Origin of the sequence: Catenuloplanes sp. NPDC051500 (genome assembly GCF_044454585.1) — a bacterium.
GTDB lineage: Bacteria > Actinomycetota > Actinomycetes > Mycobacteriales > Micromonosporaceae > Catenuloplanes.
Window position 1 is genome coordinate 357471 of sequence record NZ_JBITDX010000005.1, and the last position, 22541, is coordinate 380011.

The following is a 22541-nucleotide window of genomic DNA, read 5'->3' on the forward strand; positions in this document are numbered from 1 at the left end:
GTGGATCTCAAACTGTTCGGCGAGGTCTTCGTGACCCTGCTGGTCATCGTGGACCCACCCGGCATGGTGCCCATCTTCCTGGCACTTACCGGAACACTGCCCGTACGCGAACGCCGCAAGGCCGGGCGGCAGGCGGTCGCGCTTGCGTTCGGCGTCATCGTGGTCTTCGCGCTGCTCGGGCAGACGCTGCTGGACTACCTGCACGTCGACCTGCCCGCGCTGCAGGGCGCCGGCGGCCTGCTGCTCATCCTCATCGCGCTCGAACTGCTCACCGGCAAGACCGACGCCGCGCCCGACCGGCAGGTCACCTCGAACGTGGCACTCGTGCCGCTCGGCGTGCCGCTGCTTGCCGGTCCCGGCGCGATCGTCGCCACCATGCTGTTCGTCAAGAACGCCGCGAACGCCGCCGACTACATCTCCATCGCGCTCGGCGTGGTCGCCGTGATGGGCGTGGTGCTGCTGGTCCTGCGCTTCTCCGGGGTGATCGTGCGGGTGCTGCGGCCGGGCGGCATCGAGGTGCTCACCCGGATCGCCGGTCTGCTGCTGGCCGCCATCGCGGTGCAGCTGATCGCGGACTCGGTGGCCGCGTTCGTGACCGAATACACCGGCCACGCGCTGTAGGTCCGGCCCGCTCCTGGCAGGATCGGGGGGTGCGCAGGTCTTCGTCGTCGTCCACCGGCCGCTCCGCCGTGCCCGAGCAGCTCGGCTTCCCGGGCATGCCGCAGCGGCTCTTCGTCTGCACGCCAAGCAAGCTGGGGTCGTACGCGGACTGCCCGCGCCGCTACCGGTACGCGTACGTGGACCGGCCGACCCCGCCGAAGGGTCCGCCGTGGGCGCACAACTCGCTCGGCGCCAGCGTGCACACCGCGCTGAAGAACTGGTTCGGCCTGCCCGCCGACCGTCGCCGTCCCGAGGCGCTCGGCACACTTCTCAAAGCCACGTGGGTACGGGAGGGCTACCGCGACGTCGAGCAGGAGCGCGAGGCCTGGCGAAAGGCGCTGGGCTGGCTTGAGGGCTACGTCTCCGGGCTCGACCCCGCGTTCGAGCCGGTCGGCGTGGAGCGGGTGGTCGCCGCCCGCACCACAGTGCTTGCGCTCAACGGCCGCGCCGACCGGATCGACTCCCGGGTCCAGCCGGACGGCCGCCGCGAGCTGGTGATCGTCGACTACAAGACCGGCCGCTCCGGCTCCGACCCGGACGAGGCGCGCGGCTCCCAGGCGCTGGCGCTCTACGCGTTCGCCGCGGAGAAGGTCTTCCACCAGCCCTGCCACCGCGTCGAGCTGCACCACCTGCCGACCGGCGCGGTCGCCGCGCACGAGCACACCGACGACTCGCTGGCTCGCCAGGTCCGCCGCGCCGAGGACACCGCCCAGGACATCATGGCCGCGGAGCAGGCGGTCACGGACGGCGCCGACCCTGACTCCGCGTTCCCCACCACGCCCGGCCGCCTCTGCTCCTGGTGCGACTTCCGCGCGGTCTGCCCGGCCGGCGCCACCGCCGAGCCGAAGGACCCCTGGTCCGCCATGGAGTCCACGCTCCGCACCGACCCGGCCCCCCGCCCCCGCGAGGGCGACCAGGCCTGATCCGCTCCCGCCGCGGGGTTTTGTTCTTGCGCCCACGGCACTGGCAGGAAGGCCGCCCGCGGCCGACCGGTGTCGCCGGGAGGCCTCGGGTGGTGATGCGCGATTACCTGGGCATATCTAGCTCTTGAAGCCTTTGATCCTTGATCGAGCGCCCGCCGTCGGCGTGTCGTTTGGTCGGCACCCATCCTCGAAACCGACATTTCGCTTATGTCACTTCCGCACCCCTTGATGATGCTTTCCGATTGACTTTGCTCTGCTTACCTACCTGCGGGGTCCGGCTATAGCGGGACATGTCCGATGAGGTGTTTTGCGGAGTTTGTCAATGTAAGCAGAGCAAACCGGGGTGGAAAGAGGGTGGGTGGGGGGAGATTAGGGGTTTGTCCGGAATGGGAGGGTCAGGCGGGGAGAGGGACGCCGAGGCGGGTGGCGCGGGCGATGGCCTGTTTGTGGCGTGGGCTGTCGTAGAGGTGGCGGGGGATCGGCGAGAGGGCCAGGTGGAGCGCGCGGGTGCTGACCGCGGCGGAGAGATCCGTGGTGGGCAGGCCGGGCAGGCCGTAGTGCCGGCGGGCCCACGCCGGGAGCAGCGAGACGGCGAGCGTGGCGAGGCCGGTCCAGACCAGGCGGGGCGGGCCGAGGTTGATGAGCAGGCGCAGCGGGAGGCCGCGGAGCAGCCTGGTCGGCGGCGGCGTGGGCAGCGGCGGGGCGCTGAGGAAGGCGAACGTGGCGGCGGCGTCCGGCGTGATGCGCAGCTGCGGGCGGATGTCCGCGTAGTAGTCGGCGACGTCCGCGACGGTACCGGGGACGGTGGCCGGGTCAAGGCCGAGCAGCGCGGCGGCGCGGCGCTGCTCGGTGTGGTAGCTGTCGGCCTCGGCCGGGGTGAGGCGCAGGCCGGTGCCGAGGGCGACGGTGAGGAACGACTCCACCTCGGCGACGTGCACCCAGCGCAGCAGCTCCGGGTCGTCGACACGGAACTCCTCGCCGGTGTCCGGGTCGGTCGCGCGCATCGTGGCGTGCCGGCGGCGGACGCGGCGCGCGGCGTCCTCGGCCTCGGCGGTGGTGCCGTAGAGCACGGTGTCCAGGTACTGCAGGGTGCGCCCGAGGCGGCCCCATGGGTCGGCGCGGAATGACGAGTTCTGGGTGACGCCGGCGATCGCGCGCGGGTGCAGCGCCTGGAGGTAGAGCGAGCGGAGACCGGCGACCGGCATGATCGGCCCGGCGTGCACCCGCCAGGTCACCGAGTCCGGACCGAACAGACCGAGGTCGTCATCGGGTTCCATTTTTCCAGCGTACGGCGGGGGTGCGGTCAGCGCTCGGCGGAGCGGCGGGACTGGCAGGACGGGCAGAGGCCCCAGAACGTGACCTCGGCCTCGTCGACCTCGAAACCGCCGGCGTTGTGCGGGTCCAGACAGGGTGCCTGCCCGACCACGCAGTCGACGTCCGCGACGGTGCCGCAGCCGCGGCAGACCACGTGGTGGTGGTTGTCGCCGGTACGGGCCTCGTAGCGCGCGGGACTGCCGGCCGGCTCCAGGCGGCGGGCCAGACCGGCCCGGGACAGCGCGCCGAGCACGTCGTAGACCGCCTGGGTGGAGACCGAGTCGAGACGCAGCCGGACCTGCCGGGCGATCTCCTCGACTTCCAGGTGGCCGCCGCCGGACAGCACGTCGAGCACGGCGAGCCGCGGGCGGGTGACCCGCAGGCCGTGCTCCCGCAGCTGGTCGTCGGCGGTGGGCATTCACCTATGACAACACGTCCCCGCGCGGGGCTCAAGGTGGCGGGCGAGGCGGCTCACAGGTGGTGGTGACTAACACACGAGCAGATTGTGAGCAGACTTCGGGAACCGGACCGATCAGGCGGTGACTGTGTTGACGTAGCAATCAAGTGAACGGCCTGAGGAGTCATCGTGTTCGAGACCATCAACGGGATGCCCGCGCATGTGCTGCTGGTGCACGCGGCGGTCGTGTTCGTGCCCCTGCTCGCGCTCGGCGCGATCGTCTTTGCGGTCTGGCCGGCGGTACGGCACCGCATCGACTGGGCGGTGGCGTTGCTTGCGGTGGTGGCCCCGGTGTCCGCGCTGTTCTCGATGCTCTCCGGCAACGCGTTCTACCAGATGCGCGAGGCGGACGGCACGCCCCAGGAGTTCCTGGACCAGATCGGCGAGCACGCGTCGTACGGCCAGCGCACGTTCTTCTTCTCGCTCGGCCTCGGGCTGGTCGCCGGCGCGCTACTGTTGTTGACCCGGCGAGCAGGCACGCCGAAGGCGCTGACCATCGGGCTGAGCGTCGTCGCGGTGGTGCTGGCGCTGATCACCGGCTACTTCGTGGTGATGACAGGTGACACCGGCGCGTCGATGAACTGGAAGATCTAGAACAGGAACCGACCGCAGACGGTGCAGAGCGCGATCACCATCACGACAAGCGCGCCGATCCCGACGCCGTAGCTCAGGCCGCGTGCGCGGGACTCGGCGGCGTCGAGTGCGCCCAGGTCCTGGCCGGGCAGCTGCCGCGGTGGCGGGGATGGCCGCAGCACCGGTGGCCGCCAGCCCGGCGCGGGCGGGGTCTGCGGTGGCGGGCCGGTGTATCCGGTCTGCTCGGCGGACGGGGGAGGGCCGGAGACGTCCCGCCAGGGGCTGTGGTCGTCCGGGGCACCGCTGGGGGTCGTCACGCCGTCTGACGCTACCAACGCGCCACCCGGCGGACCCACCTGCGGGGGAGGCCTGTCATCTGCGGGTGGGTACGCTGGTCCGCGTGAACCCGGAGCTTGAGCCCGTAGCCGGCCTCGATGACGAGCGCACCGTCGACCTGGTCGACGACGACCTGCCCGTCCTGCCGGACCAGACCGCGGATGACACGGACCGCGGCTGGGGTGAGTACTCGTCCGGCAATGACGAGCGTCTCTTCGAGGATCGTCCGCCGCACTGGTAGAAAAAAGTTATCCACAGGCTGGGGACGCCGGCCTGTGGATAACTGGCAGATCTGTGGATAACTCGCGCGTTCTGTGGACAGCGGGTTACGAAGCTGTGGATGCCGAGCTGCTTGACGACGTCGTCGAGGAACTGGCGGCGGGCTTCGCAGGTGTGCTCTCCGACCCGCTCTTGGTCTCCGCGGGCTTCTTCGTCTCGGCCGGCTTCGACTCCGACGAGCTCGTGCCGGACGGCTCGGCGGACGTGCTGCCGCCGCGCGAGTCAGTGCGGTAGAACCCGGAGCCCTTGAACACGATGCCCACCGAGTTGAACAGCTTGCGCAGGCGCCCGTGGCAGACCGGGCACTCGGTCAGCGGACCGTCGCTGAACGACTGCACCGCCTCGAGCTGGTGGCCGCACTCGGTGCAGGCGTACTGGTAGGTGGGCACGTTCCCCTCCGGAGGATCTTCGGCGCTCTCAATGTTTCTCAGTCCGAGACAACGCGCGGTTGGCACTCGGGAATTCCGAGTGCCAATGATCCGCCATCGAGGCGCCATCCGTCCAGCGAGGCGGCGCTCACCCGAACCGGTGCAGTCCCCCGCCCGGCGTCACCACGGCCTGCACCCGGCGGTCGTGCGGCTCCGCGGGCAGCTCGTCGTCGAGCAGTTCACCGTCGTGCAGCAGCGCCACGACCAGCGCGGACGGGCAGCGGGCCAGCGCCCGGTCGTAGGAGCCGCCGCCCCGGCCGAGGCGCACGCCGCGCCGGTCGACCGCGAGCGCGGGCACGACGAGCAGCTGCGCGTCCGCGACGACGGCTGCGCCCTTGCGCCGGCCGCTTGGTTCGCGGAGTCCGCGCCCGGTCGCGGTGAGTGACGCGGGACCGGCATACTCGGCCCAATCAAGATCAAAGTCCGGCAGCAGTACGGGCAGCAGCAGCGTCCCGTTCGGGTGGATCATGCGGGACAGGGCGTCCGGCAGGTCCGTCCCTCCGGGCTCGGAGCCGACCGGGACGTACGCGGTGGCAAGTATCGGCTTCTCGGCCTCGAACAGCGCGCTCAGCGCCTGCCGCAGCCGGGTGGCGGCCCGGCGCAGATCGTCCTCAGGCAGTGCCCGCCGCGCGGCAAGCAGCCTGCTCCGGATCGCGGTCTTCCGCCCCCGATCGTCAGCTTCTGGCACAAACTCGTCTTTATCCGAAAAATCCGGCACGCAACACTCCTGCCACAACCCGGGCAATCGGGCCGTCCTATGCCAGCATCGCAGCTAACGGGCCCGGCGTCATGGGGGGAGAGGCGGTGACCCTGCGCGGACGGTTGACCTCCGCCTTCCTCGCGGTCGTGCTCGGCCCGGTGCTGCTCGGTGCCGTCTTCGTCGGCGGCGCGGTGGACGCGCTGGCCCGCGACCGGGCGCACGAGCGGCTCGACCTGGCCGCCGGCGCGGTGCGTACCGCGGTCGGCGAGCTGTGCGCCCGGCTCTCCGCAAGCGCGGACGCGCTCGCGGTGCTCCCCGACCCGGCCCAGCGCGCGGTCCTGGCCGACCTGGTCGTCTCGCGTGGCCTGGCCACCGCGGTGCAGGTGGTGGACGCGACCGGCGGCCCGGAGCTGACCAGTGCGAACGCACCCCCGCCACCGTGGGCCGACTGTGCCGCGCCGACGCCCGCCGGGCCGGCACGCGCGGTCGCGGCCCGGGTGGAGATCCGCGACGGGACCGGCGCCCGGGTGGCCGCGGTCTACGTGATGCAGGTGGTCGACGAGCGCCTGGTGCGGCGCCTGGCTGCCGCGACAGGTGGTGGCGTCACGCTGCTTGACCACGCTGGCGCGGCCGTACGCAGCACCGAGACGACCGCGGACCGGGCCGGCGTGGCCGCATCCGTGCGCTGGCTGACCGGCGAGGGCACCGCTGTCGCGGACGGCGGCCGGTACGTGCGCCGCCTCGGCCCCGCCCCCGGCCAGCCGCTCCCACTGGCCGTCTCGGTGCCCGGCCCGGACCGCCGCGACCTCTTCGCCGTGCTCTTCGGCATCGTGCTGCTGGCCGGCGCGCTGGCCGTGCTGACCGCCGCCTGGCTGGCCCGGTCCACCACCCGCCCGCTTGCCGAGCTGGCCCAGGCCGCGGACCGGGTGGCCGCAGGCGACCTGGAGGTGCGGGTGCCGGTCCGCGGGCACGACGAGGTGGCCCGGCTCGGCGGCGCGTTCAACCGGATGACGCGGGAGACCCAGGCGTACGTGCAGGCGCTCACCGCCGGCCGCGACCAGCTGCGCCGCAACCTGCGCAACCTCGGCGAGACGCTGTCCGGCACGCACGACCTGGACCGGATCCTGCGGGTGCTGCTGCGCACCGCGATGGCCGCCACCGGCGCGCGGGCCGGCCTGGTGCTGCTGCACGACCCGGACACCGGCCACCTGATCGGGCGCTGCGCGGACGGGCTTGGCGAGCGCGCGCCGCACGCGGAGCCGGCCGCGCTGCGGATCGCGGTCGGGCGGGGCCTGCTCGGGTCCGTCGCCGCCACCGCGGAGCCGCGCCGGGGCCGGGTGCACCCGGACGGTGCGCCGCTCTGCCCGGAGGAGCCGCGCTGCCTGACCTACGTGGCGGTGCCGTTCTGCCCACCGCGCGACGACGCGGCCGGGGAGAGCGGGCCGGCCGCGACCGGCGTGCTGGCGCTCTACGACAGGCTCGGCGCGGACGACTTCGACGACGTGGACCTCGGGACACTGCGGACGTTCGCCGGGCAGGCCGCGGTCGCGGTGGAGAACGTGCGGGTGCACGAGGAGGCGCAGCGACTCTCGCTCACCGACCCGGTCACCGGGCTGTGGAACTACCGCTACCTGCAGGAGTCGATCCGGCGGGAGGTGGAGCGGGCCAGCCGGTTCGGGCGCACGCTGGCCGTGCTGGTGCTCGACCTGGACCACTTCAAGGTGGTCAACGACACCTACGGGCACGCGGTCGGCGACGCGGTGCTCGTCGAGTTCGCCCGCCGGGTCCGGGCCGGGCTGCGCGAGGTCGACCTGGCGTTCCGGCAGGGCGGCGAGGAGTTCGTGGTGCTGCTGCCGGAGACGGACGTGGACGGCGCGGCCACGGTCGCCGAACGGCTCGGCGCTGCAGTTCGGGACAGCCCGGTGCCGGTGGCCGACAGGTGGCGGGTGCCGGTGACGGTCTCCATCGGGATCGCTGTCTACCCACGGCACGGCGCGAGCGCGCAACGGGTGCTTGATGCGGCGGACGAGGCGGTCTACGCGGCGAAGGCGGGCGGGCGTGACACTTATCGCGTCTGCACGCCCGCGACAGTGGTCACCGGCGGCGGCGTGCGAAAGACCATTCCGGCCGTACCCCTGCTGGAACTTGACTGTAATTCTGAGCTTGATGTCCGTCTTAATCCTGTTTCGGTGGCGGGTGAGGCCGCTGGGGCAGATGATGAGGAGGCAGCCGCGACCGCTTCCGGCGTGCCGACTGGACCACAGACGCCGCGGCAGAGCCGTGGCCGATAGTCTCGCGGCATGTCGGACCCCACCCTCAGCGAAGGTGCCGTGACCCGAGCCATGACCACGACAGACTCCCCGCAGGCCACCCCCGGCCGCAGAGCCGTCAAGGCGGTCATCCCCGCCGCCGGGCTTGCGACCAGGTTCCTGCCCGCGACAAAGGCCGTGCCGAAGGAACTACTTCCCGTGGTCGACCGGCCGGTGCTGCAGTTCATCGTGGAGGAGGCCGCGGCAGCAGGCATCACAGATGTGCTGCTGGTGACCGGCCGCGGCAAGACCTCCATGGTGGACCACTTCGACCGCCGCCCGGACATCGAGGAGCGGCTGCGCGCCAAGGGCGACGACAAGCGGCTCAACGAGGTGCGGCGGACAAGCGAGCTGGCCGACATCTACACGGTCCGCCAGGGCGAGCCGCTCGGCCTCGGCCACGCGGTCGGCACCGCCGCCTCGCACGTCGGCGACGAGCCGTTCGCGGTGCTGCTCGGCGACGAGTTCGTCGAGGAGGACAAGCCGCTGCTGCCCGCAATGCTCGACCTGCAGGCGCGTACCGGCGGGATCGTGCTGGCGTTCATCGAGGTGCCGGACGAGGAGGTCTCCCGGTACGGCATCGCCTCGGTCGCACCTGCCGACGGCTTCGACGAGCTCGGCGAGGTGGTCCGGGTGACGGGCCTGGTGGAGAAGCCGTCGAAGGAGGAGTCGCCGAGCAACTACGCGGTCGTCGGCCGGTACGTGCTGCCCGGGAAGATCTTCGACGTCATCAAGGAGACGAAGCCGGGCAGCGGCGGCGAGATCCAGCTGACCGACGCGATGGCCACGCTCCTCGCCGAGGGCACGCCGGTGCACGGCATCGTCTACCGCGGCATCCGCTACGACACCGGGATGCCGCTCGGCTACCTGCAGACAGTGGTCCAGCTCGCGTCCGCGCGGGAGGACATCGGGCCGGCGTTCCGCGCCTGGCTCGGCGAGTACGTCGGGGGACAAACCGGATGACTGCGACGGCCGACGCCGAGGCGGCCGCTAACGAGCTGACGCCACTCGCCGACTACCTGGGCAGCGTGCTGCGCAGGTTACGGCCGTTGCCACCGCTCGACCTCGACCTCACCCAGGCGTACGGGAACGTGCTCGCCGAGGACGTGATCGGCCCGCACCCGGTGCCGGCGTTCGACCAGGCGGCCATCGACGGGTACGCGGCGCGCTGGGAGGACATCGCGGCGGCCGGCCGCAGCGGTTCACACCCGGCCTTCGGCATGCACGAAGGCCGGGTGCCGGACCCGCGGCCGGTCCGCCTCAACGTCGTCGGTGACCTCGGCGCGGCCAGCTGGCGCCCGGTCCGGCTCACGCCCGGCGCGTGCTTCTCGGTCGCGGCCGGCTCGCCGCTGCCGATGGGCGCGGACGTGGTGGTGCCGGTCCCGTGGACCGACCAGGGCATGGCCGCGGTCGAGATCTACCAGGCCCCCAAGCGGGGGTACGGGCTGCGGCGCGCCGGCGAGGAGCTGCCCGCCGGCTCGGTGCTGGCCCGGGCCGGTTCCTACGTCAGCCCGGCGCTTGTCGCGGTGTTCGCCGCGTCCGGCATCGGGCACGTGGTAGTCCGGCCCAGCCCGCGCGTGGTGCTGGTGGCCACCGGCGACGAGCTTGTCGAGGTGGGCCGTGCCAGCCAGCCCGGCCAGGTGGTCGACGCGAACTCGCACGCGCTCACCGCGGCCGCGGTGGAGGCGGGCGCGCTCGCGTACCGGCTGGGGATCTGCGACGACGACCCGGAGGGCCTGCGCACGCTGCTCGAGGACCAGACGCTCCGCGCCGACCTGCTGATCACCACGGGCGGCACCGGGATCGGCCCCGGCGACATGGTCCGGCGGATATTGTCCCGGCGTGACGTCGGGCGCACCGGCCCGGTCACGTTCACCGATGTGGCGCTCTATCCCGGAACCGCACTGGGATTCGGTACGGTCGGTGCCGAGGAGGTGCCGATCATATGTCTGCCCGGAGACCCAGGCGCCGCGCTTGTGGGTTTCGAGGTGCTCGCCCGGCCGGCCATCCAGCTGCTCGCGGGCGCGGAGCCGGTGTTCCGGCCGAGCGTGCGCGCCCATCTGCTGGAGACCGTGTCGTCGCCGGCGGCCCTGCGCGAGTTCCGGCCGGCCCACGTGGCCGAGCGCCGCGGCGGGGGCTACACGGTCCAGCCGCTGGCCGGCGGCCCCTACACGCTCTCCGGCATGGCCGAGGCGAACGGGCTGCTGGTGCTCGGCGAGCGGGTGACAAGCGCCGCGGCGGGCTCCACAGTGGACGTGTTGCTGCTCGACCGCCGGCGGTGACCTGGTGATCTGGTCGGACACTCCCGGGTGGCCGGTCGTGCTCGCGGACGGGCCGGTGCTGCTGAGGCGGTACCGGCGCTCCGACGCGGCCGCCTGGTCCGAGGTCCGGATCGCGAACCGGCAGTGGTTGTCCCCATGGGAGTCGGCGCCGCCCGGCCCATGGGAGCAGCTCAACTCCACCCGCGCCTACAAGTACGTCTACCAGGACATGCGGCGCTCCGGGCGGTACGGCGAGAGCATGCCCTTCGCGGTCTGCCTGCGCGAACCCGGTCAGCCGGAACGCCTCGTCGGCCACATCAACCTGGGCAACATCGTGCGGCGGGCGTTCTGCTCCGCGTACGTCGGCTACTGGGTCGACTCCCGGGTGGCCGGCCGCGGCATCATCCCGACCGCGCTGGCGCTCACCGTGGACCACGCGTTCGGCGCGGCCGGCCTGCACCGCATCGAGGTCAACATCCGCCCGGAGAACCGCCCGTCCCGGCGCGTCGTGGAGAAGCTCGGCTTTCGTGAGGAGGCTTACCATGCGCGCTACATGCACATCGACGGCCACTGGCGTGATCACATCGGATACACGATGACCAGCGAAGACGTGGTCTCCGAGGGCGGACTGCTGAAGCGGTGGCACCGGCTGCGGCAGCACACGGCATGATCTTTTCTACGGAGTTCGGTCGGCGTGCCGTCCTAATTTGCCCCTGACGCCCCCGTAACCTCGAAGAACTGGGACTTGACGGCGACCACGCCGGTCGTCGATGGGGTGACGGGAGGGTTGAGGGTGCCGACCTCGGTGCTCCTCGCCGTCCTCGCTGCCGCCGGGCTGCTCGCCCTTGCGCCGGCGCTTGTCCGCCGATACGACGCAACCGAGCGCCAGGTGGCGGAGCGGGCGCAGTCGACGGCCAGGGTGCTTGAGCGCCGCCGCCGTCGCCGCACCGTGCCCGGACGACGCCCGATCAACCCGCCCCGCCATCTGCTGCCGCCTGATTCCGGCGCGGCTGAGACGTCTGTGCCATCTTCACCTGATCATGCCGGTTTGTCCAGCTCTGCGCCCCCTTCGGGGTGGCGCGGCCGACGCCGGACCCTGCGCGCGGTCCCGGACGGGGCCCGGCCCCGGCGACGGCGGCGCCGGCCACGGCGGCACGCGACAGCGATCACCCGGCGGCGGCGCGTACTGGCCGCGCTCATGCTGCTCAACGGGGTGGAGCTGATCGGGGTCGCGGTGGTCGGCCCCGGCTTCTGGATCAGCGTGTCAGTCACCGGGGTCCTGCTTGCGGTGTACGTCGTGCACCTGCGGAACCGGGCCATAGACGAACGGCGCCGACGCCGGCATGAGGCACGGGAAGCCCTGTGGCTGGCGCGCCGGCAGGCAGACGTGCGACGGGAACAGGAACGGCGGGCGGTAGCACGGCGGGAGGACCGCCGCAGGCTGGCGGCGCAGCGGGAGGCGGTGCGGCGGGCGGCGATGGGACTCGATCGCGGACCCGAGACGGAACTGCCGGCGGCCGCGGACGGTACCGGCGGGTCATCGGCACCGCCACCCAGGCCACGCGGCGGATCGGTGTCCTACCGGCCGTCGCCGGGGCTGCGAGGACGGCCGTATCAGGCGGGTGGGGGAGCGCATCAAGGGCAGCGTCCGGACTCGGCCTGACACGCGTGGGGGTGGTTCGCGCGGGGGTCCCCGTACCTGTTAATGTTGTCCACGTTCCGCCAGCGGGGTGACCTGCGGCGGAGGGTTGGGGCTGTGGCGCAGTCTGGTAGCGCACCTCGTTCGCATCGAGGGGGTCTGGGGTTCAAATCCCCACAGCTCCACGAGACTTTAGGCGTCTCGTGTCCGCGGAAAGCGCGGACGCGGGGCGTCTCGTCGTATGCTCCGGGGACTAAGCCCCCGCACGCCCCGCGTTCCGGTGGGCGCGTTCCGCTGGGTACGCGGCGAGGATTGGCAGCCTGCCTCGCTGTGGAGGCTAGGGATCTGTGGAGGCTAGGGATGCGGGCCGACGGTGATGATGGTCAGCTGATCGTCCTCCGGTCCGTACTCCCAGAAGATGCGCCAGGCGGAGGGTGTGTGGTTCTCGACGTACGACTCCCATACGGGGTTGCCGTTGGGGCCCTTCAGAGACTGGTACAGATGTGAGTTGAGGCCGGGGTGGCGAGGGCCGACGTCTCGTAGAAGACGAAGTGCCTTGACCACCTTCTTGAGCTTTCTCGCATACTGCGGCTTCTGAAGTTCTTCAAGGATCTGTTTGAACTCGTCGGTCTGCTGAAGATCGTAAGGAGGGGCGCTCACTCGTCGTCGTCTCCGTCGGGCAGGGTGATCTCGTCAAGATCTAGCCGGCTGACGCGACCTGCCTCGACGTCTGAGATGCCTCGCGCTAGGGACGCCCGAAGCTCGGCGTTCTCCCAGACGATGAGTTCTCGTTTGGGGATGCTGGCCAGCGGTGTGAGCAGGATCTGGCCCTCGTCGTTCACGGCGACGGCGAAGCGGTCGCCGTCGTGCACACCGGCCTTGCCGAAGGCGATGCGGGCCCGGCTGTCAGCGCTGACCTCGGCGATCGGACGGAAGTCCTGGACTGTCATGCAGCAAAGTGTGCCGTAGTCATGGCCTGATGTGCAATGCCCACTTACCCATCAGTGGGGAGCGAATCGGTTGCAAGTGTCCGAGGCGCGGACCTGTTCGCCCATCTGCGGCGAATGAGGCACGCACGGAGTCTGGCAGGAACGAAGCGGGAGCCGGATGGGAGCAGGCGGCGGATGTCAGGCGCGGGCAGGTGCAGCGAGGCGTTCCCGTCGACGCCTCGTGAGCTGCTCGAATGGCGGAACACCGCAGGTTCCGCCGGTTCGAACCTTTGTTCGCATCGAGGGGGTCTGGGGTTCAAAATCCCCACAGCTCCACGAGACTCTGGACGCCCCGTGTTCGCAGAAAGCGCGAACGCGGGGCGTCTCGTCATTTCTGCTCCGGGGCCGAGCCCCGGAAACCCCACGGTCCGGTGGTTGCGTCGTGTGGGTTGCCGCCGGGCGGCCGGACTTTTCTCGGACGCTTCGCGGTCCGGTGAGCGGCTCCGAGCATGTGAACCGCGCAGGTCTTGGGCATCAGCCGGGGCTGTTATGGGCTGCGGTGCTGCGGGCCGGGGGAGGGGAAGTCGCCCGGGGTGGTGGTGCCGGGCGGCTTCTGGGTGAGGGGTGGGCTACCGGGTCAGGAGATGGTGGTCTCGACGCCGGCGGCCGCGCAGGCGGTGTCGAAGTCGGTGCCGGCCTTGCCGAACGAAGGGGCCTCGCCGGCGGCTGTCGTGTCGGCGGAGGCGGCGGCCTTCTTGAGTTCGACGGCGTAGGCCTGGGCGGTCTTGGCCACGTCGCTGGTGCCGCCCTCGGCGATGGAGAGGCCGGTCGCCATTGAGGACCAGGCCTGCTTGACGTCCGCGTCGCCGATCTCTTTGCCCGAGGTCAGGGCCTCGGTCATCATTTTCTGGAAGTCGGTTGTGCTCTTTACGGCCGCCTCGCAGATCTCCTTGTCGGGAGCGGCAGCGCCTGCGGCGGCCGACGTTTCGGAGGCGGCCGGAGCACCGGTGGCGGCGGCGGTTGCCGACGGTGCCGCTGCGGTGGTGTTGGTGGTGGAGTCGTCGCCGCACGCGGTCAGCGCCAGAGTGGAGACACAGAAGACGGTGGTCGCCAGCAGGCGAAAGTTTCTCACGGCGCTGGATCGTAGTTGATCAACAACTCCCCGCTCAAATGACTTGAGCCGGCCGGTGGCTGTGGCGCCGGTCTCGAAAGCGGAACCGGCCATCGGCCCGGCTTGTCGTGTCGGGCGCGGTCTGATCTCGCCGGGGGTACGCGTGTTCGCCGGCGATGCTGCCGCCGGGATCTTCGATGAATTGGGTGTCGACCGTGCGGCGGGCGAGTGGCGGCGACGTACCCGTTGTGCGTCCATTTTTTCTGGGGGTGGTGTCTCTGGTGTGGCGCCGTGCTGAGCAGGGGTGGGGTGTTGACGGCGGTGGGCAGAATCATCGATGGGGATTGCTGGTGTGGTGGGGGTGAGTGGTGGGCGTGGAGGAGCCGCGGTGGGTGATCCGCCGGCGGAGCGCGTTCTGGAGTCGGCGGTTTCTGCGGGGGTTCGGGCCGGTGGCCGGGCTGGCTGCGGTGGGGGTGGTCTCGCTGCTGCTGTCGGGGCATCTGGCGGTGCCGTTCGCTCCGATGGTCACGCTGGAGGGGCTGACCGCGTCCAAGGGTGACCTGTTCGAGGATGCGCGGATGCGGGCGCTGCTTGAGGAGCGGCACATCCGGGTGCACGTGACCCGGAGCGGCTCGCGGGCGATCGCGCGGGCTGACCTGGAGGGGTTCGATTTCGTGTTCCCGTCCGGGCGGCCGGCGGCGAACCGGATCAAGGAGCGGATCGGCGCGGGGAAGACGTACAAGCCGTTCGCGACGCCGCTTGTGCTCGGGACGTTCCGGCAGTACGCGGAGACGCTTGTGGCGGCCGGGGCGGCGACGGCGCAGCCGGGTGGGACAGCGGCCGGGCCGATGTACTACACGCTTGACATGAAGCGGTTCTTCGCGTTGATCAAGGCCGGGAAGACCTGGGACGACCTGGGGATCGGCACGCAGCCGGACGTGACCGGCCGGACGATCACGAACGGGAACCGGGTGTACGCCCACAGCCCGAACCTGTGCGACGCGAACTCGGCCGAGTCGTACACCGCGCTTGCCGCGTTCGTCGAGAACCAGGGGACAGCGCCGACCGAGGGGCAGGTGGCGGCGGTCGCGGACGGGATCAGGGAGCCGCTGACCATCGGGGGCATGCCGGACGCCGACCTGCTCGGCTCGTACATCGCGCCGGAGGGGAAGAGCAAGGCGCCGATCGTCGTGGTGTACGAGCATCAGTTCCTCACCTACCAGGTGCGGCGGCAGATCGCGGACGGCGTGCCGGACGGGGACCGGGTCATGCTCTACCCGGACCGTGAGGTGCTCACCGACCCGGAGTACTTCGTGCTCAACGCGCGCGCGGACCGCCTGGGCACACTGCTCCGCGACGACCCGGCGCTGCGGCAGCGGGCGATGGAGTTGGGCTACCGGGTACTCGATCCGACCGGCGAGACGGACAGCGAGCAGCTGTGGAGGTACCTGCGGGAGCACGGCATTCCGGTCCCGGACCGAGGCGGCGTCCTCACCAAGGCGGACCTCCCGGCGCTGCCCGCGCTCGAGCAACTGGTCAAGGCCGTGGGCGCATGCCGGGACTGACCGTGCGCGGGCGTCTCGCCGCCGCGCTGTGCATGACGATGGCGCTCGCCGCGGCCTGCACGCAGACGGCGCCGGACGAGGTGACGCTTCGCGTGCTGGCCGGCCCGGACCTCGCGGACATGCAGCCGATTCTCGATGAGCTGCGGCGGGACACAGGCATCCGGCTGGAGATGGACTACCGGGACGAGGCGCAGGCGGCCGGCGCGCTGACACCGGGCCGGTACCAGCATGATCTCGCGTGGCCGGCCTCGGACGCGTCGTTCCTGCTCTCGCTGAAGGCCGCGGGGTACGCCGGGGAGCGACCGCTGACCACCAGGATCATGACCTCACCGGTCGCGGTCGGGATCACGCCCGAGGCAGCGGCCCGGTTGCGTGGCGGGGACCCGGCCCGGCGGCTGTCCTGGGCCGATCTCGCGGACGCGGCCGCGGCCGGCACGCTCACCTTCGGCATGGCTGACCCGCGCGCGGCGGACAGTGGACTGTCCGCGCTTGTCGGTGTCGCGACCGCGGCGGCCGGCACGGGTCGCGCGCTGAGGCCGGAGGATGTCACCTGCGACCGGCTGGACGGCTTCTTCGCCGGGCAGACGCGGACCGCGCCGGCCACGGCGGCGCTTGTCGACGAGTACGTGGCGCACCAGGATCAAACGGACGCGATCGTCGCCTACGAGTCGACGGTGCTGTCGCTGAACGCGAGCGGCCGCCTGAGCCGCCCGCTTGAGCTGCTCTACCCGCAGGACGGCCTGGTCCTCGCCGACTTCCCGCTGATGTTGCTGGACCGGGGCGACCGCGCCGCGTACGACACGGTGGTGGCGTGGCTGACCGGGGCGGACGCGCAACGCGCGATCATGGAGCGCACGCTCCGGCGGCCGGTGGACCCGACTGTCGCCCGTGACAGGCGGCTTCCGGACACGATCGGCAACGCGCTCTACTTCCCTGACGACAAGGCCGTGCTCGACCGGCTGCTCGCGAACTACGGCGACGCGGGCGTACCCGGCCATGTGATCTTCGTGTTGGACCACTCCGGGTCGATGAAGGGCGAGCGCCAGGACCGGCTCCGGGCGACGATCGGCGGGTTCGACGGCTTCGCCCGGTTCTATCGGGGCGAACGGGTCACGTTGATCTCGTTCGGCGGCACGATCCTCGCGGAGCGGACGTTCACTGTGGACGGCCAGGGCGATGTCGACGCCATGAACGCGTTCCTGGCCGCGGGGGAGTTGGACGAGCGGACGGCGGTGTGGTCCGCGCTGCTTCGCGGCTACGAGGTCGCGGCCGGTGATCCGGGGCGGCCGGCGTCGGTGGTGCTGATGACGGACGGGGAGAACAACGCCGGCCCGGGGCTCGACGAGTTCCTGACCCGGTACCGGACCCTGCCGGAGGCGGCCCGGGCCGTGCACACGTATGCGATCGGTCTCGGCGACGCGGATCCCGCCGAGCTCGACAAGGCCGCCCGGGCGACGGGCGGCCGGATGATCGAGGCCACCACGGCCTCGCTCCAGGACGCCTTCGAGGATGTGCGTGGCTGTGTTTGATCATCTCTGGTGGAGCGCCGGGCGCGGCTGGGCGGTCGTCTGGGTCGTCACCGCGCTCCTGCTGCTCGTCGTCGCGCTGTGGCCGCTCGGGCGACTCCTCAGCCGGCGCGGCGGGGACCGGCAGCCGGCCGGCATCGCGTTCTTCCTCGACGGGCAGCGGGTCATGGACCTGTACGAGATGGGCCCGTATCGGCAGGCGCTCAAACGACGCGTCCAGGAGGAGACGTCCCGGGGTTTCGGCGCCGGAATCAGGGCCGCCCTCGCCGGCATCGGCATCAACCTGGGTGCCCGGGTGGACCGCCGGGTTGTGCAGACCTACGTCGAGGTCGCCGAGCCGATCCGGGTTGTCCGCACGGTGTTGAGCGTGATCGCCAAGGACACCGTCACCGCCGACCTGTACACCGGGTCGGTCGAGTCCGGGACGGGCCTGAAACGGGTGTTCAACCGTCTGGGCGTCGACGGGCGGACCTCGGTCAGCCCCACCGACCTGCTGAAAGCCGATTCGTACGTGTCGATCCGCGGTGGGTTCCGGGTGGTCGCCAGGGCGGGCGACGTCATCACCTTCGAGGCAGAGATCGCGCCGGCGGACGGCAATCCCGCGACTGTGGTCCGCTGCGAGTACCACCGGAGCGGCCTGCGCCTCGACGTACCCGACCGCGAGTTCCCGGCGCGCTGCCTCGGCAAGATCAGCGGCTGGGACGCCGACACCGGCACGGTCACCGTCTTCCCGGTCATCGCGATCTTCCAGTAGCGGCGGTAGTGGCGCCCGTCTCATACCATCGGTTTCGCAATTGTTTCGGCGTTGGAATTGCAATTCAATGGGGTACGGAATCCCATTCTTTGCGGGTGTAAAGTGGCTTTTTGAGGCTTAGGTATTTCTTGCTTCTTTGACGATTGGGTGACAAGATTTCGGCATCGGCCCCACCAGGGGCCGGGGCGAGGTGTTGATCCACCGGGCGAGTTGGTCGCCCATGTCCGGTGGGGAGCCAGAGGCGAAACCGACGTCCTTGGTGTCATCCAAGGAGATCGCTCATGTTCTGTCGTAACGGCAGCTCCCGGAGCCGGGTGCTCGCACGTCACAGGTTCGGCGCGTCAGCCACTTCCTTGGCCTGGCACCGCGCATCGGCGTCATTCCGCTAGACCGCTGATTTCGTCGGCGGCAGCGTTGCCACCGGCCGGACCTTCTCCCGCGTAATTGCACTCCCGCGTTCTCGCGCTTCGGCGCTTGAGGACGTGGTGATGGGTGCTGCGCGGCGTGTGTGCACCTTCGCTTGACCGCGCTCGGCGCGGGGTTTCTAGGGAGCCGAATCGTGTCGGAAGTATTCGACGTCGTCTGGTCGTGGATTGTCGAGGCGGTGGGTCAGACCTCGTGGCGTGATCTCATGCCGCTGGGGCTCGCCGGCATCTTCGTGTGGTGCCTCTGGCTGTACCGCGCGGTGTTGTCGCGCTTCGCCAAGCCGCTTGTGAACGACTTCCGGACCACCACGAGCGTGGTGGTGCCGTCCTACCGGGAAGACCCGGACATCCTGATCGAGTGCCTGGACACCTGGCTGGCCCAGGACCCGACCGAGATCATCATCGTGCCGGACCTGGAGGACACCGAGGTGATCCGCCGGCTGCGCGCCGTCGAGGACCCGCGGGTCCGGGTGATCCCGTTCGCCCACAAGGGAAAGCGTTCCGCGCTCGGCGTCGGCATCCGGGCCGCGCACGGCGAGATCGTGGTGCTCGTGGACTCCGACACCAGGTGGCTGCCGGGCCTGCTCGACGCGGTGCAGATGCCGTTCATCGACCCCGAGGTCGGTGGCGTCGGCACGCAGCAGAACGTCTACCAGCGCACCACGAGCATCTGGCGCCGGGTCGCGGACTGGCTTGTCAACCTGCGCTACTACGACTACGTGCCGGCGATGGGCCGGGCCGGGGCGGTCGCCTGCCTCTCCGGGCGGACCGCGGCGTACCGGCGCTCGGCGATCCTGCCGGTGGTGCCGAACCTGGAGGACGAGTTCTTCCTGGGCCGCCGCTGCGTGGCCGGGGACGACGGCCGGCTGACCTGGCTGGTGCTGGCGTCCGGCTACAAGACCGTGCACCAGTCGTCGGCCCGCGCGCTGTCGATGTTCCCCTCCTCGTTCTCGGCGTTCGTGAAGCAGCGGGTGCGGTGGAGCCGGAACTCGTACCGGACCTACCTGACCGCGCTCTGGAAGGGCTGGCTGTGGCGGGTGCCGATGGTCACCAAGATCACGGTGCTGCAGATCCTGCTGACGCCGGTGACGATGGGCATGGCGCTCGGCTACCTGCTCTTCAGCCGGCTGGAGTTCACCGCGCACTCGATCGTGCTGGCGCTGATCTGGCTGCTGCTCGGCCGGGGCGTGCGCGGCTACTCGCACCTGCGCCGCCACCCGCAGGAGATCCTGCTGCTGCCGGTCACCGCGCTTGTGGTCATCTTCATCGCGCTGCCGATCAAGCTCTACGCCTTCGTGACCATGAACAAGCAGGGCTGGCTCACCCGGACCAGCGAGTCAATCGGCGGCGAGGGACAGGGCGCCACCACGCTCACCGCGCCGGTCGCCCCGGTCCTGGTCAAGGAGACGGTATGAGGTACCACATCGCGGCGGTGATCGGTGCCGCGTTCCTCGGCGCCACGCTGCTGCAGGCGCCGGCCGCGGCCACCGCCCCGGCGGACACCGAGGCGGCCGAGCGCCAGGCCGCGCTCGTCGTCGGCGAGGACACCCGGCTGAACGCGGTACGCGCCGTGACCGGCGTCGCCCGAATGAAGGGCGGCGACTGGCTGAAGCCCTACCGGCTGAACACCGGCGACGGCTACACGCTCGTGCTGACCCAGCAGAAGGAGCCGTACACGGTCGCGGACCTGCTGACGCTTGCGCCGCAGACGTTCGTGCGGCAGCCGGACGGCAGCTACCTGCTTACCGAGAACATCTACCTGAGCATGGGCGCGAAGCTGCGACTGTCCAATCCGGGCGGTCTGACGCTCAAGCTGGCCAGCAGCGCGAACGGCTTCGTCTCCATCGTGTCGTTCGGCGGCGAGCTGATCATCGACGGTTCGGTGCAGGCGCCGACGAAGATCATGAGCTGGGACCCGCGGACCAGCACGACTGACACGCTTGTCGACGACGGGCGCGCCTACATCCGGGCGATCGGCGGGCAGTTCTCCATGACGTACGCGTCGATCGAGAACCTGGGCTTCTGGAGCGGGCGCACCGGCGGGCTCAGTCTGACCGGCACGGACCGCCCGAACACCGGCGGCGTCGAGCAGACGAAGGTCAGCGGCAACACCGCCCGGGACAAGGCCAAGGCGGAGCGGCAGACAGGCGTGAACGTGGCGCCCGGCGCCGGCGACGTCTACGCCTCGCCGACAGGTGACCTGGTCGCGCCGGACACCCGGTTCGACGTGCCGGGTCTGTCCTACGTCTCCGGCTCGATCGACCACGCCACGATCAGCGGCAACGCGTTCGGGCTGTTCATCTCCAGCGCCACCGGCGTGAACATCACGGACTCCACGGTGCAGGACAGCCTGGAGGACGGCGTGGTCATGCACCGCTTCGCGTCCAGCCTGGTGATCGAGAAGGTCGTCTCGAGGAACAACGGCGGCGACGGGTTCGTGCTCTCCCGCGCCGCGCAGCAGGTCCGGATCAGCAACGCCACCTCGGACCACAACGGCGGCAACGGCATCACCGTCAACGGGCTGCCGCTTGCCGACGACGCCTCCGCCTCCGGGCAGTTCGTCGGCGCGTACGGCTCGAACACGGTCGCGAACAGCACGGTCACCATGAACGGCCGGTACGGCATCGAGGTGATCGGCGGCCTCAACGTCGACGTGCAGAACAACGAGATCGTCGGCGGCGAGGCCGGAATCGTGGCCCGGCAGGGTGCGGACCGGGTGACCATCACCGGCAACCGGGTGCACGGCCAGTCCCGGCACGGCATCGCGGTCCGCGACGAGGTCATCGGCGCGACAGTGACCGGAAACATCATCTCGGACGTCGAGAACGGGCTGTACGTCCGGGACTCCACCGCGGAGATCCGCGGCAACACGGTCGAGGAGGCGAAGAACCACGGCATCGCGCTTGTCGGCGCGGTCGGCGGCTCGATCGTCTCGCACAACGTGATCTCCGGGGTCGGGCCGAGCGCGGTGGACACCTCGCGGGCCGAGGGCGATCTGACGGCCGAGGACAACCAGTCGGGCGCCTGGTACGACACCAGCTCCTTCTGGATCAAGTTCCGGCACTACGCCAGCCCGATGACCATGCTCTGGGCGGCGATCGTCGTGATCATCGCGTTCTCCGCGATCCAGGGCGTACGCCGCCGGCGGTCCGGCTTCTACCACCCGTACGAGAACACCCGGACGCTGCGGGCCACGGTCGTGCCGGCCGCGGAGCGTCAGCCGGCGTTGCAGGGAGCCTCCTGGTGACACCGAAGAGTCCAGGCGTCTGGCTCGGCGGCGCGGCGGTCGGGATCTCGCTGATCGCGCTTGTCGCGGCGCTGTCCGGTGGAACCGACTCGACACCGGCCGCGGCTCCCTCGGGCACCGCCGCCGCGCCGGAGCCGATCAGCACCGCCGCACCGCTCGCCACCGGCCCGGTCGGCACCGGCGGTGGCACCACCCAGGCGGGCGCGAACTGCCCCGCCGCAACTGTCACGGACGCGGCCGGGCTGACCGCGGCGCTCGCCGCCGCGAAGCCGGGCACGGTGATCTCGCTTGCGGACGGCGTCTACGAGGGCCGGTTCGTCGCCTCGACGCCGGGCACCGCGGACGCGCCGATCATGCTCTGCGGCGGCGCCGGCGCGATCCTCGACGGCGGCGGCGTCAAGAAGGGCTACGGCCTGCACCTGGACGGCGCAAGCCACTGGCAGGTGCGGGGCTTCACGGTCCGGAACGCGCAGAAGGGCGTGATGGCGGACGGCGTGAGCGGCACCACGATCGCCGGGCTGACCGTGGAGAAGGTCGGCGACGAAGCCGTCCACCTGCGGAAGTTCAGCTCGGACAACGTGATCGAGGGCAACACGATCCGCGAGACCGGCCAGCGCAAGAACAACTTCGGCGAGGGCGTCTACATCGGCACCGCGGAGTCGAACTGGTGCGACGTCACTGACTGCGCGCCGGACGCCAGCGACCGCAACGTGGTCCGCAACAACACGATCACCGCGGTCACCGCGGAGAACATAGACATCAAGGAGGGTACGACCGGCGGCACCGTCACCGGGAACACCTTCGACGGGAACGCCTTCTCCGGCAACTTCGCCGACTCCTGGGTCGACGTCAAGGGGAACGGCTGGACCATCTCCGGTAACACGGGCACGAATTCCAAGCTCGACGGCTTCCAGACGCATTCGGTCGTGGACGGCTGGGGCAAGGGAAACGTCTTCTCCCGCAACGTCGCGAACGTCAACGGGCCCGGTTACGGCTTCAACCTCACGCCCGTGGAGGACAACCGGGTCGCCTGTGACAACGAGGTCGCCGGCGCCGCCCAAGGCATCTCCAACACCCCCTGCTCGTGAAGACCCCTCGGGAGACT

General features: G+C 70.8%; 23 protein-coding genes and 1 tRNA gene. 16 read left to right on the forward strand and 8 right to left on the reverse strand.

What is annotated here, in order from left to right; all coding sequences use genetic code 11:
- Positions 1–621 (forward strand): MarC family protein, encoded by a 621-nt coding sequence (locus ACIA8K_RS13555; protein ID WP_396058400.1) that lies wholly within the window; start codon positions 1–3, stop codon positions 619–621.
- 29 nt (positions 622–650) lie between these two features.
- Positions 651–1583 (forward strand): RecB family exonuclease, encoded by a 933-nt coding sequence (locus tag ACIA8K_RS13560; protein ID WP_396058402.1) that lies wholly within the window; start codon positions 651–653, stop codon positions 1581–1583.
- 395 nt (positions 1584–1978) lie between these two features.
- Here the strand turns inward: ACIA8K_RS13560 and ACIA8K_RS13565 are convergent, their stop codons facing one another.
- Positions 1979–2860: an oxygenase MpaB family protein gene (locus ACIA8K_RS13565; RefSeq protein WP_396058404.1), complete on the reverse strand. Its 882-nt coding sequence runs from the start codon at positions 2858–2860 to the stop codon at positions 1979–1981.
- 26 nt (positions 2861–2886) lie between these two features.
- A complete protein-coding gene (locus ACIA8K_RS13570) occupies positions 2887–3315 on the reverse strand; it encodes a Fur family transcriptional regulator (protein ID WP_396058406.1) in 429 nt (142 codons plus the stop codon).
- 168 nt (positions 3316–3483) lie between these two features.
- Between ACIA8K_RS13570 and ACIA8K_RS13575 the strand changes: the two genes are divergently transcribed.
- Positions 3484–3948 carry a DUF2231 domain-containing protein gene (locus ACIA8K_RS13575; protein ID WP_396058408.1) on the forward strand — a complete coding sequence of 155 codons (465 nt, stop codon included), beginning with the start codon at positions 3484–3486 and terminating at the stop codon, positions 3946–3948.
- Here ACIA8K_RS13575 and ACIA8K_RS13580 read toward each other — a convergent pair.
- On the reverse strand, positions 3945–4244 hold the full coding sequence (locus ACIA8K_RS13580; protein WP_396058410.1) for a translation initiation factor 2: 300 nt from the start codon (positions 4242–4244) through the stop codon (positions 3945–3947). The two genes, ACIA8K_RS13575 and ACIA8K_RS13580, sit on opposite strands and share 4 nt — an antisense overlap.
- An 83-nt stretch (positions 4245–4327) precedes the next feature.
- Here ACIA8K_RS13580 and ACIA8K_RS13585 point away from each other — a divergent pair, with 83 nt between their 5' ends.
- Entirely contained in the window at positions 4328–4504 is a 177-nt protein-coding gene (locus ACIA8K_RS13585; protein WP_396058412.1) for a hypothetical protein, read from the forward strand.
- Between the two features lie 85 nt (positions 4505–4589).
- Here ACIA8K_RS13585 and ACIA8K_RS13590 read toward each other — a convergent pair whose 3' ends face one another.
- Together ACIA8K_RS13590 and ACIA8K_RS13595 are read right to left on the reverse strand one after the other, a co-directional pair.
- Complete coding sequence (locus ACIA8K_RS13590; RefSeq protein WP_396058414.1) at positions 4590–4931, reverse strand: FmdB family zinc ribbon protein; 342 nt, start codon at positions 4929–4931, stop codon at positions 4590–4592.
- 127 nt (positions 4932–5058) lie between these two features.
- Positions 5059–5688: a 5-formyltetrahydrofolate cyclo-ligase gene (locus tag ACIA8K_RS13595; protein WP_396058416.1), complete on the reverse strand. Its 630-nt coding sequence runs from the start codon at positions 5686–5688 to the stop codon at positions 5059–5061.
- Between the two features lie 86 nt (positions 5689–5774).
- On the opposite strand from ACIA8K_RS13595, the gene ACIA8K_RS13600 reads away from it, so the two are divergent.
- The 6 genes from ACIA8K_RS13600 (at position 5775) to ACIA8K_RS13625 (ending at position 12064) form a co-directional block, all read left to right on the forward strand.
- Positions 5775–7961 carry a diguanylate cyclase gene (locus ACIA8K_RS13600; RefSeq protein ID WP_396058418.1) on the forward strand — a complete coding sequence of 729 codons (2187 nt, stop codon included), beginning with the start codon at positions 5775–5777 and terminating at the stop codon, positions 7959–7961.
- A 51-nt stretch (positions 7962–8012) separates the two neighbouring features.
- Positions 8013–8942, forward strand: coding sequence for a UTP--glucose-1-phosphate uridylyltransferase (locus ACIA8K_RS13605; RefSeq protein ID WP_396058420.1), 930 nt, complete (start codon positions 8013–8015; stop codon positions 8940–8942).
- Positions 8939–10261 (forward strand): gephyrin-like molybdotransferase Glp, encoded by a 1323-nt coding sequence (gene glp / locus ACIA8K_RS13610; protein WP_396058422.1) that lies wholly within the window; start codon positions 8939–8941, stop codon positions 10259–10261. Before ACIA8K_RS13605 ends, glp begins: the two co-directional genes overlap by 4 nt.
- A 7-nt stretch (positions 10262–10268) precedes the next feature.
- Positions 10269–10910, forward strand: a complete 642-nt coding sequence (locus ACIA8K_RS13615; RefSeq protein WP_396058529.1) for a GNAT family N-acetyltransferase — start codon at positions 10269–10271, stop codon at positions 10908–10910.
- A gap of 123 nt (positions 10911–11033) precedes the next feature.
- A complete protein-coding gene (locus ACIA8K_RS13620; protein ID WP_396058424.1) occupies positions 11034–11903 on the forward strand; it encodes a hypothetical protein in 870 nt (289 codons plus the stop codon).
- A gap of 87 nt (positions 11904–11990) precedes the next feature.
- Positions 11991–12064, forward strand: a tRNA-Ala gene (locus ACIA8K_RS13625).
- A 169-nt stretch (positions 12065–12233) separates the two neighbouring features.
- Here ACIA8K_RS13625 and ACIA8K_RS13630 read toward each other — a convergent pair.
- From ACIA8K_RS13630 to ACIA8K_RS13640, 3 genes are all read right to left on the reverse strand, one after another.
- Positions 12234–12539: a hypothetical protein gene (locus ACIA8K_RS13630; protein ID WP_396058426.1), complete on the reverse strand. Its 306-nt coding sequence runs from the start codon at positions 12537–12539 to the stop codon at positions 12234–12236.
- Entirely contained in the window at positions 12536–12829 is a 294-nt protein-coding gene (locus ACIA8K_RS13635) for a hypothetical protein (RefSeq protein ID WP_396058428.1), read from the reverse strand. The genes ACIA8K_RS13630 and ACIA8K_RS13635 overlap by 4 nt, the downstream gene beginning before the upstream one ends.
- Positions 12830–13445: 616 nt before the next feature.
- Positions 13446–14033, reverse strand: coding sequence for a hypothetical protein (locus tag ACIA8K_RS13640; protein WP_396058430.1), 588 nt, complete (start codon positions 14031–14033; stop codon positions 13446–13448).
- Between the two features lie 278 nt (positions 14034–14311).
- On the opposite strand from ACIA8K_RS13640, the gene ACIA8K_RS13645 reads away from it, so the two are divergent.
- From ACIA8K_RS13645 to ACIA8K_RS13670, 6 genes are all read left to right on the forward strand, one after another.
- Positions 14312–15484: a hypothetical protein gene (locus ACIA8K_RS13645; protein ID WP_396058432.1), complete on the forward strand. Its 1173-nt coding sequence runs from the start codon at positions 14312–14314 to the stop codon at positions 15482–15484.
- Positions 15472–17013 (forward strand): VWA domain-containing protein, encoded by a 1542-nt coding sequence (locus ACIA8K_RS13650; protein WP_396058434.1) that lies wholly within the window; start codon positions 15472–15474, stop codon positions 17011–17013. The genes ACIA8K_RS13645 and ACIA8K_RS13650 overlap by 13 nt, the downstream gene beginning before the upstream one ends.
- A complete protein-coding gene (locus tag ACIA8K_RS13655; protein WP_396058436.1) occupies positions 17000–17764 on the forward strand; it encodes a hypothetical protein in 765 nt (254 codons plus the stop codon). The genes ACIA8K_RS13650 and ACIA8K_RS13655 overlap by 14 nt, the downstream gene beginning before the upstream one ends.
- 559 nt (positions 17765–18323) lie before the next feature.
- Positions 18324–19604 carry a glycosyltransferase gene (locus ACIA8K_RS13660; RefSeq protein WP_396058438.1) on the forward strand — a complete coding sequence of 427 codons (1281 nt, stop codon included), beginning with the start codon at positions 18324–18326 and terminating at the stop codon, positions 19602–19604.
- Positions 19601–21436 carry a right-handed parallel beta-helix repeat-containing protein gene (locus ACIA8K_RS13665; RefSeq protein WP_396058440.1) on the forward strand — a complete coding sequence of 612 codons (1836 nt, stop codon included), beginning with the start codon at positions 19601–19603 and terminating at the stop codon, positions 21434–21436. The genes ACIA8K_RS13660 and ACIA8K_RS13665 overlap by 4 nt, the downstream gene beginning before the upstream one ends.
- Positions 21433–22524, forward strand: coding sequence for a right-handed parallel beta-helix repeat-containing protein (locus ACIA8K_RS13670; RefSeq protein WP_396058442.1), 1092 nt, complete (start codon positions 21433–21435; stop codon positions 22522–22524). The genes ACIA8K_RS13665 and ACIA8K_RS13670 overlap by 4 nt, the downstream gene beginning before the upstream one ends.
- The last annotated feature ends 17 nt before the right edge of the window (positions 22525–22541 follow it).

Bases quoted from the DNA above. Each gene is read 5' to 3' on its own strand.
- ACIA8K_RS13565 (WP_396058404.1), bottom strand. From the start codon at position 2,860: ATGGAACCCGATGACGACCTCGGTCTGTTCGGTCCGGACTCGGTGACC.
- ACIA8K_RS13570 (WP_396058406.1), bottom strand. From the start codon at position 3,315: ATGCCCACCGCCGACGACCAGCTGCGGGAGCACGGCCTGCGGGTCACC.
- ACIA8K_RS13605 (WP_396058420.1), top strand. From the start codon at position 8,013: ATGACCACGACAGACTCCCCGCAGGCCACCCCCGGCCGCAGAGCCGTC.
- glp (WP_396058422.1), top strand. From the start codon at position 8,939: ATGACTGCGACGGCCGACGCCGAGGCGGCCGCTAACGAGCTGACGCCA.
- ACIA8K_RS13635 (WP_396058428.1), bottom strand. From the start codon at position 12,829: ATGACAGTCCAGGACTTCCGTCCGATCGCCGAGGTCAGCGCTGACAGC.
- ACIA8K_RS13640 (WP_396058430.1), bottom strand. From the start codon at position 14,033: ATGGCCGGTTCCGCTTTCGAGACCGGCGCCACAGCCACCGGCCGGCTC.
- ACIA8K_RS13650 (WP_396058434.1), top strand. From the start codon at position 15,472: ATGCCGGGACTGACCGTGCGCGGGCGTCTCGCCGCCGCGCTGTGCATG.
- ACIA8K_RS13665 (WP_396058440.1), top strand. From the start codon at position 19,601: ATGAGGTACCACATCGCGGCGGTGATCGGTGCCGCGTTCCTCGGCGCC.